Source organism: Pseudomonas marginalis, from assembly GCF_900105325.1.
Taxonomy (GTDB): domain Bacteria; phylum Pseudomonadota; class Gammaproteobacteria; order Pseudomonadales; family Pseudomonadaceae; genus Aquipseudomonas; species Aquipseudomonas marginalis.
This window is the reverse complement of record NZ_FNSU01000001.1, coordinates 1,123,807-1,138,731: the sequence shown is the minus strand read 5'-3', so window position 1 is coordinate 1,138,731 and position 14,925 is coordinate 1,123,807. Positions and strand designations below refer to the sequence as shown.

Genomic DNA, 14,925 nt, shown 5'->3' with positions numbered 1-14,925 from the left:
ACACCACAGCCCTCAATGCAGCCGCTTACGGCACATCAGCTTGGCCAATTTCGCCGTATCCGGCCGCTCAACCACGCCCCTCTCAGTCACGATCACATCGATCAGGTCGGCCGGGGTCACATCAAATACCGGATTAAACGCATTGACCTCCAAGCGCTGCCCCATGACCTCCAGCAGTTCACCGGGATCGCGCTCCTCCAGGGCCACATCGTCACCCGTGGCCATCATCAGGTCCAGGCTCGAACTCGGCGCCACCACCATGAAACGCACGCCGTGGTGCATGGCGCACACCGCCAATTGATAGGTGCCGATCTTGCTGATCACATCGCCATTGGCGGCAATGCAATCGGCGCCGACGATCACCCAGGTGATGCCCTTGGTCTTGAGGAGATGCGCGCCGGCGGAGTCGGCATTCACGGTGACCGGGATCCCCTCGCCCGCCAGTTCCCAGGCGGTCAGCCGCGAGCCTTGCAGCCATGGGCGGGTTTCATTGGCGTAGACGTGCTCGACCAAGCCTTCCAGGAACGCCGCGCGAATCACCCCGAGGGCCGTGCCGACACCGCCGGTTGCCAAGGCGCCGGCGTTGCCATGGGTCAAGATCGCCTGGGCATTGCCCTGATGCTTGCGAATCCGCTCAACGCCCAACTGGGCCATGACGAGGTTGGCTTCCCGGTCGCTTTCATGGATAGCGATCGCTTCGGCCTCCAGCACCGCCAGCGGATCGGCGTGCTTCTTGACGCGATCCAGGCGATCGCGCATGCGCTTGAGCGCCCAGAACAGGTTCGAGGCGGTCAGACGGGTATCGGCCAGTAGTGCGTAGTCCTCTTCCCAGGCGGCCTGCCAGTCACCGCCCTCGGCGATACGCTCGCGAGCGGCGAGCACCAGGCCATAGGCCGCGCTGATGCCGATCGCCGATGCGCCACGCACCACCATGGCGCGAATGGCCGCAGCCACTGCATCGACCGTGGAGCAGGCCACCCAGCGCTCCTGGGACGGCAGGGCGCGTTGATCGAGCAGGTGCAGCGTGCCATCACGCCAATCGATGGCCTTCACTTTCTCCGCTGCCAACAGTCGATCGCGCATCCGTCACCCCGTACTCATCAACAAAAGCCGCCGATTATAGCGATCCGCCAGCCAGGACGCTCGGGTATACTTCGCGCTTCTTTTATAGCTGCCCGGGAAGAAGCCTGCGATGACCTCCACTGCCGCCCCGCTCGACTTATTGCTACTGCCAACCTGGCTGGTACCTGTCGAACCCGCCGGCGTGGTGCTCAAGGACCATGGCGTGGGCATCCGCAATGGGCGTATCGCCTTTATCGGTCCACGGGCTGCGGCGTTGAAGCTGTCGGCCACTGAAGTGCGCGAACTGCCGGGCATGCTGCTCAGTCCCGGCCTGATCAACGCCCACGGGCATGCGGCGATGAGCCTGTTTCGCGGCCTGGCCGATGACCTGCCCTTGATGACCTGGCTGGAAAAACACATCTGGCCCGCCGAAGCCAAGTGGGTCGACGAGGCCTTCGTGCGTGACGGCACCGACCTGGCCATTGCCGAGCAGCTCAAGGGCGGCATCACCTGCTTCTCGGACATGTACTTCTACCCCAAGGTCGCCAGCGATTGCGTGCACAACAGCGGCATGCGTGCACAGATCGCGATTCCGATCCTCGACTTCCCGATTCCCGGCGCCGGCACCGCCGATGAGGCGATCCGCCAGGGCATCGAGCTGTTCGGCGACCTCAAGCACCATCCGCGCATCAAGATCACCTTCGGCCCCCACGCGCCCTACACGGTGTGCGATGCCAACCTGGAAAAGATCCGGGTCATCGCCGAAGAGCTGGACGCCGCGATCCATATGCATGTGCATGAAACCGCTTTCGAGGTACAACAGGCCGTCGAACAGACCGGCGAGCGGCCGTTGGCGCGCCTGGGACGCCTCGGCTTGCTGGGCCCGCGCTTCCAGGCCGTTCATATGACCCAAATCAGCGAGGACGACCTGGCTTTGCTGGTAGAAAGCAACACCAGCGTGATCCATTGCCCGGAATCGAACCTGAAACTGGCCAGTGGCTTCTGCCCGGTGGAGCGTCTATGGCAGGCGGGCGTCAATGTGGCCATCGGCACCGACGGCGCCGCCAGTAACAACGACCTGGACCTGCTGGGTGAAACCCGTACCGCCGCGATGCTGGCCAAGGCCGTCGCGGGTTCGGCCACCGCCCTGGACGCCCACCGTGCGCTGCGTATGGCTACGCTCAACGGTGCGCGTGCCATGGGCCTGGAAAGTGAAATCGGCTCCCTGGAAGTGGGCAAGGCGGCGGATATGGTCGCCTTCGATCTGACCGGGCTGGCGCAACAACCGATCTACGATCCGGTCTCACAGCTTATATATGCCACCGGACGCGATTGCGTGAAACACCTTTGGGTCGCCGGCAAGCAGTTGCTCGACGACCGGCAACTCACCCGCATGGATGAACAACAGTTGACCGCCACGGCCATCGCCTGGGGAAAACGCATCAGCGGGCACACCGAATAACGCTGGCTCTGAACCTGCGTGTTCAGGACCGACAAACCGATTTATCAGATTTAGAGGATTCACCATGAGCAACGTCGACCACGCCGAAATCGCCAAGTTTGAAGCCCTGGCCCACCGCTGGTGGGACCGCGAAAGCGAGTTCAAACCCCTGCACGACATCAACCCGCTGCGGGTCAACTGGATTGACGAACGCGTCAACCTGGCCGGCAAGAAAGTGCTGGACGTCGGTTGCGGCGGCGGCATCCTCAGCGAAGCCATGGCCCAGCGCGGCGCCACCGTGATGGGGATCGACATGGGCGAAGCGCCGCTGGCCGTGGCCCAGTTGCACCAGCTGGAATCCGGCGTGAGCGTGGAATATCGCCAGATCACCGCCGAAGCCCTGGCCGAGGAAATGCCTGAGCAGTTCGACGTGGTCACCTGCCTGGAAATGCTGGAGCACGTGCCAGACCCATCGTCGGTGATCCGCGCCTGCTTCCGCATGGTCAAGCCGGGCGGCCAGGTGTTCTTCTCCACCATCAACCGCAACCCCAAGGCCTACCTGTTCGCGATCATCGGCGCCGAATACATCATGAAGCTGCTGCCGCGCGGCACCCACGATTTCAAGAAATTCATCCGCCCGTCCGAACTGGGTGCGTGGAGCCGCCAGGCCGGGCTGACCGTCAAGGACATCATCGGCCTGACCTACAACCCGCTGACCAAGCACTACAAACTGGCCAGCGACGTTGACGTCAACTACATGATCCAGACCCTGCGCGAGGAGTAAGCCTGTGAAGTTGCGAGCGGTTCTCTTCGACATGGACGGTACCCTGCTGGACACTGCGCCGGACTTTATCGCCATCTGCCAGGCGATGCGCGCCGACCGCGACCTGCCACCGATCAACCCACAGCATATCCGCGATGAAATCTCCGGCGGTGCGCGGGCGATGGTGGCCGTGACCTTCTCGATGGACCCGGAATCCCCCGGCTTTGAAGAGTTGCGCCTGGAATTCCTCGAGCGTTACCTGAAGGGTTGTGCGGTCCACAGCACACTGTTCGACGGCATGGCCGAGCTTCTGGAGGACATCGAGAAATCCAAGCTGATCTGGGGCGTGGTCACCAACAAGCCACTGCGCTTTGCCGAGCCGATCATGCAGCAACTGGGCCTGGCCGAGCGTTCGGCGCTGCTGATCTGCCCGGACCACGTGAAAAACAGCAAGCCGGACCCGGAGCCGATGATCCTGGCGTGCAAGATGCTCGGCCTGGACCCGGCCAGCGTGCTGTTCGTGGGCGATGACCTGCGCGACATCGAGTCCGGCCGCGACGCCGGCACCCGCACGGCGGCGGTCACCTATGGCTATATCCACCCGGATGACAACCCACGCCACTGGGGCGCGGATGTGGTGGTGGATCATCCACTGGAACTGCGCAAGGTGCTGGATAACGCACTGTGCAGTTGCTGATGGTTCGCTCCCCTCTGTAGGAGCGAGCTTGCTCGCGAAGAACCCGAGATCGCCGCGTTGATCCAGATACCCCGCGTTATCGTTGACGTTTTTCGCGAGCGAGCTCGCTCCTACAAGGGGTGCTTGGATTTTCTGTGAATTCTGTCGAGGTTGTTTATGTTTGATTACTCCGCACGTCCAGAACTGCTCAAAGGCCGGGTGATCCTGGTAACCGGTGCCGGTCGCGGGATTGGCGCGGCGGCGGCGAAAACCTACGCCGCCCATGGCGCGACCGTGCTGTTGCTGGGCAAGACCGAAGCCAACCTGGCCCAGGTGTATGACGAGATCGAAGCGGCCGGCCACCCGCAGCCGGTGGTGATCCCCTTCAATCTGGAGACCGCCCTGCCCCATCAATACGATGAGCTGGCAGCGATGATCGAAAAAGAATTCGGCCACCTCGATGGCCTGCTGCACAACGCCTCGATCATCGGCCCACGCACGCCGATCGAGCAGTTGTCCGGCGAGAACTTCATGCGGGTGATGCACATCAACGTCAATGCGATGTTCATGCTCACCAGCACGTTGTTGCCACTGCTCAAGCTGTCCCAGGATGCGTCGGTGGTGTTCACCTCCAGCAGCGTCGGGCGCAAGGGCCGGGCATATTGGGGCGCTTATGGGGTGTCGAAATTCGCCACTGAAGGCTTGATGCAGACCCTGGCGGATGAGCTCGAAGACGTGGCTGCAGTAAGAGCCAACAGCATCAACCCGGGCGGCACGCGCACCAGCATGCGGGCCCAGGCATATCCAGGGGAGAACCCGATGGAAAGGCCGGCACCGGAAGAGATCATGCCGGTGTACCTGTACCTGATGGGCCCGGACAGTACCGGCATCAATGGGCAGGCGTTTGACGCGCAGTAATCCCTGACACCCTACCCGCTGTGGGAGTTGGCTTTTGTGGTGAGCGGGCTTGCCCCGCGCCGGGCTGCGAAGCGGCCCCAAAACCTGCCAACGTAATCTCTCTGTCAGATCGCGCTGGCTGAACTGTGGGGCTGCTTCGCAGCCCAGCGCGGGGCAAGCCCGCTCACCACAGGTCTCTTCCCACATTGGGTTTACTTATTTAGTTCTTCACCACTTCCTCAAGGGTGAAGCGCCCCAACGGATTTTGCAGGAAGTTGCTCACATTCTTGCGTGAGATGTTGATGTACGGGCTGTAGTACAGGTCGATCCAGTTCACATCCTGTTTCGCCAGTTTCTGCAACTCGACATACATCTGCTCACGCTTGACCGGGTCGGCTTCAATGCGCGCCGCCGCGACCAAGTCCTTGACCTTGTCGTTCTTGTAGCGGGTCATGTAGTTCTGGTTGGTGTCGTGGCCGAGCACGAAGGTGGTCTTCTGGTCCGGGTCGAGGATGTCGTTGGTCCAGTACATCACCGAAATATCGTACTCACCGTCCACCAGCATCTGCCAGCTTTGGGTCGGGTCGACCTTCTGCAGGTTGGCGGTCACGCCGACCTTGGCCAACTGGTCCTTGATGATCACCGCGATCTGCTCGTCGGCTTCGTTGCCGGCGTTGACCACATAGTTGAGCTTCAAGTCCTTCGCGCCAGCCTTTTCCAACAGTTTCTTGGCGGCGGTCGGGTCATACGGGCGTTGCAGGTTGTTGGCGTAGTGGAACAACGAGCCTTTCGGAATGTAGGAATAGGCCACAGTGCCCTGACCGTATGTCGCGGTTTTCACCAGCGACTGCTTGTCGATGGCCATGTCCAGCGCCTCGCGTACTTCCTGCTTGGCCAGCAGACCGTGGGCGTGATTGATCAGCAGGTGATCTTCACGGGTGGACGGGTCGGAGTGGATCACCACGTTCTTGTCTTTCTTCAGCTCTTCAACCCGGGAAAACGGTACGAAGATCGCCGTGTCCAGCTCGTTGTTCTGCACCATGCGCATCCGCGTATTGTCGTCGGTCACGGAGACCCACTCCACGCCATCCAGGCTGACCTTCTTGGCCTGCCAGAAGTTCGGGTTCTTCTTCAGGATGACCCGGTCGCCCTTGCGCCATTCGTCCACGGTAAACGCGCCGGAGGTCACCGGATTTTCCGAGTAGGCGTCTTCACCCATTTTGGTCATGGCTTTTTCCGACAGGATCGACACCGTCGGCGAAGCCAGTTGCGACAGGAAGGCGACCGCCGGAGTCTTCAGTGTGACAACCAGGGTTTTCGAGTCCGTCGCCTTGGCGGTGTCGATCAGGTTGAAGGGATCAGCCCACAACGAAGCCTTGTTATCGCGGATGCGCAACAGGCTGAACGCTGCATCCTCGGCGGTGATCGCCGAGCCATCGGAGAACTTCGCATCGCGCAGCTTGAAGGTGTAGGTCAGGCCGTCCTTGGAAATATCCCAGCTTTCAGCCAGGCCCGGTTCCATCTTGGTGCCCAGGTTGTCCACGCGTACCAGGGTGTCGTAGACGTTGGCAAATACCCAGGTATCGCGGTTTTGCGCGCTTTTGATCGGGTCGAACGTGGTGCTGTCTTCACGGCAGCCGATGGTCAGGACGCCGGCGGCTTGCGCCAATCCGGCAGTGAGGGACCACGCGGTCAACGTAGCAGCGGCGAGCAACTTCAAGTGGCGCGATTGCATGTCATAACTCCTTGTTCATGATGGGCAGGTAGGGTCAACGGTTCTTCAAGCACGCAACTGTATCGATGCTCGTGCAGGGAATGGGTAGGCGGCAATACCACGGAACACATCGTCCGGGCGTACCGGCAACGCGGGTGGAAGGCACAGCCCGTAGGCAAATTCAGCGGGCTCGGCGGCTCGCCAGGCAACGGCTGCGTCGGCAAGGGCCGGTGCGGATCGATCTCCGGAATCGCCTCGATCAACGCCGCCGTATACGGATGGCGCGGCGAGGTGAAGACCGCTTCCACCGGCCCTTCCTCGACGATCTTGCCCAAGTACATCACCGCCACGCGGTCGCACAGGCGCCGCACGATGGCCAAATCGTGGGCGATAAACAGGATCGCCAGGTTCATGCGCTGTTGCAGTTCCAACAGCAGGTTGATGATCTGGCCCTGGATCGATACATCCAGGGCCGCCACGCATTCATCGGCGATGATCAAGCGCGGCTCCACCGCCAGCGCCCGGGCAATACCGACACGCTGGCATTGGCCACCACTGAGGGCGCCGGGTTTGCGACTGGCCAGTTCGGGGCGCAGGCCGACCAGGTCAAGCAGTTCGTTGACGCGAGCCGGGATACGCTCTGCCGGGACTTTGCGCTGCACCCGCAGCACCTCGGCGATGGTTTCGCCGATGGTGTGGCGCGGGTTCAACGCGGCGTAGGGATCCTGGAAGATCATCGCCGTTTCCTGGCGCAGGCGCACGATGTCGATCGCGCTGCCATGGGCCATGTCGATGCCATCGAACAGCACCTGCCCGGCACTGATCGGGTTGAGGTGCAGGATCGCGCGGCCCAGGGTGCTTTTGCCGCTGCCGGACTCCCCCACCAACCCCAGGGTTTCGCCGGCTGCAAGGTCCAGCGACACACCGTTCACCGCCTTCACCCACTGCTTGTTCAGGCCGAACACCCCCGTGCCGGACGCGGCGAACCGCACCTCGAGGTTCTTGATCTGCAACAGGCTCATGGGCGTGCTCCCAACGGGTAGTGACAGGCCACGCGCGCGCCTTCGGGCAACCGTTCGGTGCACAACGCGCCGACCTGCGGGCAACGCGGGTTGAAGCGGCAGCCGTCGGGTAACTCATCGAGCAAGGGCGGCTGGCCGGGGATGGTACGCAGCAACCCAGGACCACTGCCGTGGGTCGGTTGGCAATCAATCAGGCCGGCTGTGTAGGGGTGTTGCGGATGGGCGAGCACGTCGTACTTGCTGCCGTGCTCGCACAGGCGCCCGGCGTACATCACGGCGATGGAATCACAGGTTTGCGCAACCACGCCGAGGTCGTGGGTGATCATGATGAGCGACAGGCCGCGCTGGTCACGCAGGTCCAGCAGCAGGCGCAGGATCTGCGCCTGCACGGTCACGTCCAGCGCCGTGGTCGGCTCGTCGGCGATCAATACGTTCGGGTTGCAGCCCAGGGCCACGGCGATCATCGCGCGCTGGCGCATGCCACCGGAAAATTCATGGGGATAGTTGTCGACCCGTGCCTGGGGATCGGGAATGCCCACCTGGCGCAACACTTCGATGGCTTGTCGGCGCGCGTCTTTTTTCGACGCACCCTGATGCAGGCGGATGCCTTCGGCGATCTGATCGCCGATGCGCATCAAGGGGTCGAGGTGGCTGCTGGGGTTCTGGAAGATCATGCCCAACTGCCCGCCACGCACCGCCCGCATGCCGGCGTCATCCAGTTGCAGCAGGTCCTGGCCCGCCAGGCGTACCGCACCGCCCTGCACGCGCAGGTTGGGCGACGGCAACAGGCGCATCAAGCCACGGCAGGCCATGGTCTTGCCCGAGCCGCTTTCACCCACCAGGCCGAGGATCTCGCCTTCGGCCAGGTCAAAGGACACGCGGTCGACCAAGGTCACATCGCGCCCGGCGTTGTTGGCGATCACGCTGAGATCTTGCACCTGCAGCAGGCTCATGAGCGATCCCCCAGCACTTGCGCCACACCATCGGCCAGCAGGCTGAAGCCCATGGCCAGGGTCACGATGGCCAGCCCCGGAAAGGTGCAGATCCACCAGGCCGTGGTGATAAACGCCTGCCCTTCGGCAATCATCGTCCCCCACTCTGCCGTCGGCGGTTGCACGCCCAGGCCCAGGTAGCTCACGGCGGCACCGTTGAGCAGTACCAGCACCGCGTCAGACATGGAAAACACAATCGAGCCAAACATCGCATTCGGCAGCAAATGTCGGAACAGAATGCGCCCATGGCCAAAGCCCAGGCTCTTGGCCGCCAGGGCGAAGTCGCTTTCCTTGAGCACCAGGATCTGTGAGCGGATCAGCCGCGCATACGACACCCAGCCCACCAGCGCCATGGCGATATAAAAACTCTTCAGGCCCGGACCGAGGATAGCCATGATCGCCAGCATCAACACCAGGAACGGGAACGCCAGGATCACATCGATCACGCGCATGCAGAAACTGTCGAAGCGCCCGCCGATATAGCCGGAAACCGCGCCGACAAACGTGCCGATCATGAACGGGAAAATCACCCCGATAATGGCCAGTTGCAGATCGACGCGCGCGCCCCAGATCACCCTCGAAAGGATGTCTCGACCGTAGTTATCCGTACCGAATGGATGGGCCAGGCTCGGCCCCAGCAAGCTGATGTCGGTGTTCTGCGCGATCGGGTCATAGGGCGCGATCCACGGCGCACATAGCGCCAGGACCAACCATACCAGCAGGATCAACAGCCCCCACGCGGCCGTCAGGCGGCCATTGCGAAAGCCAAACCGCAGACGCAGGCGCCATGGGGCAATCAGTGGACGGCTGCTCATTGCATTTTCACCCGAGGGTCGAGGGCCACCGTGACCACGTCGGCGATAAAGTTGACCACCACCGTCGCGCACGCCAGCACCATCGCCACGCCCTGCACCACCATGTAGTCGCGGGTAAAAATGCCGCGCACCAGCAACTGGCCGATGCCGGGAATGGCGAACAGGCTTTCGATCACGACGGTGCCGCTGATCAGCCAACCAATATTCACCGCCAGCAGGTTGACCGCCGGCACCAGGGAATTGGGCAACACATGGCGACGGAACACCGCAGCTTCCGACAGCCCACGGGCCCGCGCGGCAGTGACGTGGTCGGCCTGCAGCTCCATCAACATGCTCGCCCGCAGGTTGCGGACCAGCACCGCCGACAGCGCCAGGGCGATGGTCAGGCACGGCAAGACCATATGGTGCGCCTTGTCCAGCCAGGTACGGCCGTAGCCGGACACCGGGAACAGGCCCCATTGCACACTGAGCAGCAGGATCAGCATCAGGCCCAGCCAGAACGCCGGCATGCCCAGGCCCACGGTGGTGAACACGCGGATCAGGTTGTCCGCCCACCCGCCTTTATTGCGCGCCGCCCACGTCGCCAGCGGCACCGCAATCAGCAGTGCCAGCACCACACTGCCAAGCACCAGCACCAGGGTGGGTTCGATGCGGGTGACGATCAATTTCAAGGCGTCGACTTTGTACAGCAGTGATTGGCCGAGATCGCCCTTGAGCAGGTTCTTCAGGAAATAGAAATACTGCTGCCACAAAGGCTGGTCGAGGCCGTACTGGGCGCGGATTTTCAGCAAGGCATCCGGCGTGCTGCGCGAGCCCAGCAGGGCCCGCGCCGGGTCGCCAGGAATCGAGCGCACCAGCACAAACGTGATCAGGCTGATGCCAAACAGTACCGGCAGCAATTGCAGCGGCCGGGACAGTACAAAACGGTAGCGCGCCAGGTTCATCTGTCAGCCTCGGTGGCGAGCGAGAAAGTCCAACAGTACCGGAAAATAAGCCTGTGGCTCTTCATAGAACGGCATATGGCTACTGTTGGGAAATACATGCAGTTCGGCGTGTCTGGCCGCCATCTTCATGCGCATGGCGCAGGCTGGGGTGAGTTCGTCGTGCTGGCCGGTGGTGATCAGGATCGGCATGTTGAAAGCGGCCATCTCGGGGATGCGGTTCCAGTCCTTGAGGTTGCCGACGTAGAGGAATTCGTTGGGGCCCTGCATGGTTTCATAGGGGCCCATGTTCCAGTCGCCGAGGGAGCGCTTGACCGGTTCGGGCCATTCGTCCAGGCGGCAGACGTGGCGATAGTTGAGCAAGGTGATCGCGGCCTGGTACTGCGGGTGATCCAGGGTACCCATGGCTTCGTGGCGTTGCATCATCGCCACGGTCTCACTGCCCAGCGCGCCGCGCAGGCGTTCGAGTTCTTGAGAAAGATGCGGAATGTCGCCGACGGTGTTCTCGAGGATCAGGCTTTTCAGCCTGTCGGGGTAATGGATGGCGTATTCGATGCCCAGCCAGCCGCCCCAGGAATGCCCGAGCAGGTGCACGCGGCCGAGGCCAAGGGCTTGGCGTACGGTTTCGACTTCTTCGACATAACGGCGGATTTCCCACAGGGAAACATCGGTCGGTCTGGCTGATGCGCCTGTGCCAAGCTGGTCGAATGCAACCACTCGCAGGTCATGGTCCTTGAGCCAGCCATGGGCGTCGCGCAAGTAGTCACACGGCAGGCCCGGCCCGCCGTTGAGACACAAGAGCACCTCATCGCCTTCGCCGAAGCTGTAGACCACGAGGTTGTGGCCATCGACTTGCACGTTGTACTGCTGGTCGGGGGCAATTTCACGCCACATGCATACATTCCTTGTGTTGTATCGGCCTGGCGGGCAGCGGCCGTTTATCAGGCCAACACTACCGAGGATGCCGCGCGTCCATAACCTGGTATTTCTTATAGGTTTGGCCTGGCAGTCCTTCGCCGGGGCGTGGCATTCTACTTGCAGGAAGTGGAGATTCAAATGAATTCGGGAGCAGAACGGATGCTGGCCAAGCTAACTGCCTTCAATCAACGTCTGATGCCGGGCAGGAGCCTGGATGAGCAGATGGACAACACTTTTATCCTCGCCCAGCAATTGGGCTTCGATGCACTGGTATACGACTACACCCCGGTGCCGATCGACCAGGATGGTGCATTGATCACCCCCTCGGTGCTGGAGCTGCGCAACACGCCGACCGATTGGCATGCGCTGTGGTGCAGCAAGGGTTTCTACCAGATCGACCCGGTGCAACACCTGGCTCTGCGCACGGTATCGCCGTTCGTGTGGTCCTACGAAGCCCAGGCTGACACGGCCCTGCAAACCATCATCGACCCCTGCCACGCCCCCGTTTCGTCCTACCTGCACGACCAGCAACTGACCTGCGGCGTCAGCGTGCCGATGCATCTGCCCCGTGGCGGCTTCGCGTCACTGACCGGCTTGCGCACTGGCAAAACGCCTGCCGTGCTGCAGGACGCGCAGCAGACCTTGTCGGACTTCAGCCTGATTTCCCACGCGTTGCAGGAAGCGGCCTACCCGCTGTTCGGCAAGGAGCTGCGCACCTACCCGCACATTCACCTGACCAAACGTGAACGCGAATGCCTCAAATGGGCCGCCGACGGCCTGACCGCCGCCGAAATCGCCACGCAACTGAGCCGCTCACTGGCCGTCGTCACCCTGCACCTGGCCTCGGCGATGCACAAACTGGGCGCCAAGAACCGTGTGCAGGCGGTGGTCCGCGCCACCCATTACCGCCTGCTGGAAGACTGATCCACCGGCAAAACCTAGCTGTTTTGCTAGTTACCTAAATCTCGTCCGCAGACTATCGTGTCCCTGATCATTTTTTCAGGGCAGGGCAGGAAATGGACTTCATCGAAAAAATCCGCAAAGGGTATGCCGCGTTTGGCGACTACCAGACCTGGTACCGTGTCACTGGCGACCTGGCCAGCGGCCGCACGCCGCTGGTGGTCATCCACGGCGGCCCGGGCTGCACCCATGATTATGTCGACGCGTTCAAGGACGTCGCGGCCAGCGGTCATGCGGTCATCCACTACGACCAACTGGGCAACGGCCGCTCCACGCACTTGCCTGAGAAAGACCCGTCCTTCTGGACCGTCGATCTGTTCCTTAAAGAACTGGACAACCTGCTGGACCACCTGCAGATCAGCGATAACTACGCGATCCTTGGTCAGTCCTGGGGCGGCATGCTCGGCAGCGAGCACGCAATCCTGCAACCCAAGGGCCTGCGTGCGTTTATCCCAGCCAACTCACCGACCTGCATGCGCACCTGGGTCAGCGAAGCCAACCGCCTGCGCAAGCTGCTGCCCCAAGGCGTGCATGAAACCCTGCTCAAGCATGAAGCCGCCGGTACCTACCTCGACCCGGAATACCTCGCCGCCTCGCGGGTGTTCTATGACCAGCATGTGTGCCGGGTGAACCCATGGCCGGAAGAAGTGGCGCGCACCTTCGCCCAGGTCGACTCGGACCCCACGGTGTATCACGCCATGAGCGGCCCGACCGAGTTCCACGTGATCGGCAGCCTGAAGGACTGGAAATCCATTGGCCGCCTGTCGGCGATCAAGGTGCCGACCCTGGTGATTTCCGGCCGGCATGACGAGGCCACGCCACTGGTGGTCAAGCCGTTCCTGGATGAGATCGCGGATGTGCGCTGGGCGCTGTTCGAAGACTCCAGCCACATGCCCCACGTGGAAGAACGCCAGGCGTGCATGGGCACCGTGGTGAAGTTTCTGGATGAGGCGTGCTCTGTTCCGCACACAGTCCGCAAGGCTGGTTGAGTTCCAAATGTGGGAGGGGCGGTGCGACGATTCGACTTGCTCCCGATAGCAGAGTGTCAGCCACTGTATTTGTGACTGACCCACCGCTATCGGGAGCAATCTCCCACATTTTTAGACCTCTGTGGTTTCAGCGTGTGCGGCTTTCCTTGGCTCCTGCGCCACCAATGGAATTTCCTTGCCCTCGGCATCAAATAACTTGCCACCCCTGAAATAGTCCCCATCACGCAACGCCGCTACGTCGTGGAAACACAAACTGCGCTCAGTCCCCGCTACAAACACCGACTGCTGGTCCGAATTGCCTACGGTGAAATGGTTGAACGCCAGGTTCAGCAGGATCGCCATGATCGCCGACGAACTGATACCCGAATGGAAAATGGTCGCGAACCAGCTGGGGAACTGGTCGTAGAAACTGGGTGCGGCAATCGGGATCATGCCAAACCCGATGGACGTGGCGACGATGATCAGGTTCATGTTGTTGCGGTAATCCACCTTGGACAAGGTGCGAATACCACTGGCCGCCACGGTACCGAACAGCACAATCCCGGCACCGCCCAGTACCGAGGTCGGCACCGCCGCGATCACCCGCCCCATAAATGGCAGCAATCCGAGGATTACCAGGAACAAGCCGCCGGTTGCCACCACAAAACGACTCTTCACTCCGGTCACCGCCACCAGGCCAACGTTCTGGGCGAAGGCACTCTGGGTGAACGAACCGAAGATCGGCGCGAACATGCTCGACAGCATATCGGCGCGCAGGCCGTTACCCAGGCGCTTGGAGTCGACCTTGGTATCGATGATTTCCCCCACCGCCAGGATGTCGGCCGAGGTTTCCACCAGTGTCACCATCACCACGATGCACATGGAAATGATCGCCGCGATGTGAAAGGTCGGCATACCGAAATGGAACGGCGCAGGGAAACCGAACATGGGCCCCTGGCTGACCCCGGAAAAATCCGCCATGCCGAGGAACACCGCGATCACCGTGCCGATCACCATCGCCAGCAGGATCGACAGGCGCGAGATGGTCGCGCTGCCGATCTTGCTCAATAGCAGCACCAGCACCAGGGTCAACGCCGCCAGGCCGATATTGGGCATGCTGCCGAAATCCGCCGCGCGGCTGTTACCGCCCATGGCCCAGCGTGCCGCCACGGGCATCAGGGTCAGGCCGATGGTGGTGATCACAATACCGGTCACCAACGGCGGGAAGAACTGGGTGATCCGCGAGAACACCGGGGTGATCAACAGCCCGATAAACGACGCGGCCATCACCGCGCCGAGAATCGCCGGTACCCCGCCGGCGCCATCGCTGCCGACAATCGCCACCATGGTTGCCACACCGGCAAACGACACACCCTGCACCAACGGCAACTGACAGCCAAAGAACGGCAGGCCAAGGGTTTGCAACAGGGTGGCAAGGCCACCGGCAAACAGCGACGCGGCGATCAACAGGCCGATATCCGCCGGTGACAACCCGGCCGCCTGGCCCACGATCAACGGTACCGCGACGATGCCGCCGTACATGGTGAGCACATGCTGCAGGCCGTAAGCCATGTTGGCGGCGACGCCTAGATTCTCATCTTCCGGCCGCTGCGGTGACGCCTTCGGGATAGTCATGGTGAGAGGTTCTCTGTTTTTGTTGTGGTGACACTGTATGCAATGTTTAGACTGGATGTCCATAGAGTTGTATACAATCACTCGAACAAGATACCCTCCATCGGCGTTACAAAAACAATCT

The 14,925-nt window shown here is 61.9% G+C and carries 14 protein-coding genes; 6 read left to right on the top strand and 8 right to left on the bottom strand.

From position 1 onward, the window contains the following. Positions 1-12: 12 nt before the first annotated feature. Positions 13-1,083 (bottom strand): S-methyl-5-thioribose-1-phosphate isomerase, encoded by a 1,071-nt coding sequence (mtnA, locus tag BLW22_RS05540; RefSeq protein WP_074844551.1) that lies wholly within the window; start codon positions 1,081-1,083, stop codon positions 13-15. Positions 1,084-1,192: 109 nt separating this feature from the next. Here mtnA and BLW22_RS05535 point away from each other — a divergent pair, with 109 nt between their 5' ends. The 4 genes from BLW22_RS05535 (at position 1,193) to BLW22_RS05520 (ending at position 4,860) form a co-directional block, all read left to right on the top strand. After that, positions 1,193-2,524, top strand: a complete 1,332-nt coding sequence (locus tag BLW22_RS05535) for a TRZ/ATZ family hydrolase (protein ID WP_074844549.1) — start codon at positions 1,193-1,195, stop codon at positions 2,522-2,524. A gap of 64 nt (positions 2,525-2,588) precedes the next feature. Beyond that, complete coding sequence (gene ubiG / locus BLW22_RS05530; protein ID WP_003172645.1) at positions 2,589-3,287, top strand: bifunctional 2-polyprenyl-6-hydroxyphenol methylase/3-demethylubiquinol 3-O-methyltransferase UbiG; 699 nt, start codon at positions 2,589-2,591, stop codon at positions 3,285-3,287. Positions 3,288-3,291: 4 nt separating this feature from the next. Further along, positions 3,292-3,963, top strand: a complete 672-nt coding sequence (gene mupP, locus BLW22_RS05525) for an N-acetylmuramic acid 6-phosphate phosphatase MupP (protein ID WP_065928119.1) — start codon at positions 3,292-3,294, stop codon at positions 3,961-3,963. A 156-nt stretch (positions 3,964-4,119) separates the two neighbouring features. After that, a complete protein-coding gene (locus tag BLW22_RS05520) occupies positions 4,120-4,860 on the top strand; it encodes a YciK family oxidoreductase (RefSeq protein WP_074844546.1) in 741 nt (246 codons plus the stop codon). Between the two features lie 199 nt (positions 4,861-5,059). Here BLW22_RS05520 and BLW22_RS05515 read toward each other — a convergent pair whose 3' ends face one another. From BLW22_RS05515 to BLW22_RS05490, 6 genes are read right to left on the bottom strand one after another with little or no spacing between them, the layout of a single operon-like run. After that, entirely contained in the window at positions 5,060-6,574 is a 1,515-nt protein-coding gene (locus BLW22_RS05515; RefSeq protein WP_074844543.1) for an ABC transporter substrate-binding protein, read from the bottom strand. Further along, a complete protein-coding gene (locus tag BLW22_RS05510; protein WP_074844540.1) occupies positions 6,556-7,575 on the bottom strand; it encodes an ABC transporter ATP-binding protein in 1,020 nt (339 codons plus the stop codon). The genes BLW22_RS05515 and BLW22_RS05510 overlap by 19 nt, the downstream gene beginning before the upstream one ends. Further along, the gene (locus BLW22_RS05505; protein WP_074844537.1) at positions 7,572-8,528 is read right to left on the bottom strand and encodes an ABC transporter ATP-binding protein; all 957 of its coding nucleotides are present in this window, start codon (positions 8,526-8,528) and stop codon (positions 7,572-7,574) included. Before BLW22_RS05505 ends, BLW22_RS05510 begins: the two co-directional genes overlap by 4 nt. Beyond that, positions 8,525-9,382, bottom strand: coding sequence for an ABC transporter permease (locus tag BLW22_RS05500; RefSeq protein WP_065928124.1), 858 nt, complete (start codon positions 9,380-9,382; stop codon positions 8,525-8,527). The genes BLW22_RS05505 and BLW22_RS05500 overlap by 4 nt, the downstream gene beginning before the upstream one ends. Beyond that, complete coding sequence (locus tag BLW22_RS05495) at positions 9,379-10,326, bottom strand: ABC transporter permease (protein ID WP_027604190.1); 948 nt, start codon at positions 10,324-10,326, stop codon at positions 9,379-9,381. The genes BLW22_RS05500 and BLW22_RS05495 overlap by 4 nt, the downstream gene beginning before the upstream one ends. A gap of 3 nt (positions 10,327-10,329) precedes the next feature. Then, entirely contained in the window at positions 10,330-11,217 is an 888-nt protein-coding gene (locus tag BLW22_RS05490; protein ID WP_027604191.1) for a proline iminopeptidase-family hydrolase, read from the bottom strand. 183 nt (positions 11,218-11,400) lie between these two features. On the opposite strand from BLW22_RS05490, the gene BLW22_RS05485 reads away from it, so the two are divergent. Both BLW22_RS05485 and BLW22_RS05480 read left to right on the top strand, forming a co-directional pair. Continuing rightward, on the top strand, positions 11,401-12,165 hold the full coding sequence (locus tag BLW22_RS05485) for a LuxR family transcriptional regulator (protein WP_065928126.1): 765 nt from the start codon (positions 11,401-11,403) through the stop codon (positions 12,163-12,165). Between the two features lie 92 nt (positions 12,166-12,257). Then, a complete protein-coding gene (locus BLW22_RS05480) occupies positions 12,258-13,190 on the top strand; it encodes a proline iminopeptidase-family hydrolase (protein ID WP_074844534.1) in 933 nt (310 codons plus the stop codon). A gap of 111 nt (positions 13,191-13,301) precedes the next feature. Here BLW22_RS05480 and BLW22_RS05475 read toward each other — a convergent pair whose 3' ends face one another. Further along, a complete protein-coding gene (locus BLW22_RS05475; RefSeq protein ID WP_074844531.1) occupies positions 13,302-14,804 on the bottom strand; it encodes a nucleobase:cation symporter-2 family protein in 1,503 nt (500 codons plus the stop codon). Positions 14,805-14,925 lie beyond the last annotated feature (121 nt).

Coding starts and splice junctions, on each gene's coding strand:
- mtnA (WP_074844551.1), bottom strand. CDS start 1,083: ATGCGCGATCGACTGTTGGCAGCGGAGAAAGTGAAGGCCATCGATTGG.
- BLW22_RS05535 (WP_074844549.1), top strand. CDS start 1,193: ATGACCTCCACTGCCGCCCCGCTCGACTTATTGCTACTGCCAACCTGG.
- ubiG (WP_003172645.1), top strand. CDS start 2,589: ATGAGCAACGTCGACCACGCCGAAATCGCCAAGTTTGAAGCCCTGGCC.
- BLW22_RS05520 (WP_074844546.1), top strand. CDS start 4,120: ATGTTTGATTACTCCGCACGTCCAGAACTGCTCAAAGGCCGGGTGATC.
- BLW22_RS05515 (WP_074844543.1), bottom strand. CDS start 6,574: ATGCAATCGCGCCACTTGAAGTTGCTCGCCGCTGCTACGTTGACCGCG.
- BLW22_RS05510 (WP_074844540.1), bottom strand. CDS start 7,575: ATGAGCCTGTTGCAGATCAAGAACCTCGAGGTGCGGTTCGCCGCGTCC.
- BLW22_RS05505 (WP_074844537.1), bottom strand. CDS start 8,528: ATGAGCCTGCTGCAGGTGCAAGATCTCAGCGTGATCGCCAACAACGCC.
- BLW22_RS05500 (WP_065928124.1), bottom strand. CDS start 9,382: ATGAGCAGCCGTCCACTGATTGCCCCATGGCGCCTGCGTCTGCGGTTT.
- BLW22_RS05495 (WP_027604190.1), bottom strand. CDS start 10,326: ATGAACCTGGCGCGCTACCGTTTTGTACTGTCCCGGCCGCTGCAATTG.
- BLW22_RS05490 (WP_027604191.1), bottom strand. CDS start 11,217: ATGTGGCGTGAAATTGCCCCCGACCAGCAGTACAACGTGCAAGTCGAT.
- BLW22_RS05485 (WP_065928126.1), top strand. CDS start 11,401: ATGCTGGCCAAGCTAACTGCCTTCAATCAACGTCTGATGCCGGGCAGG.
- BLW22_RS05480 (WP_074844534.1), top strand. CDS start 12,258: ATGGACTTCATCGAAAAAATCCGCAAAGGGTATGCCGCGTTTGGCGAC.
- BLW22_RS05475 (WP_074844531.1), bottom strand. CDS start 14,804: ATGACTATCCCGAAGGCGTCACCGCAGCGGCCGGAAGATGAGAATCTA.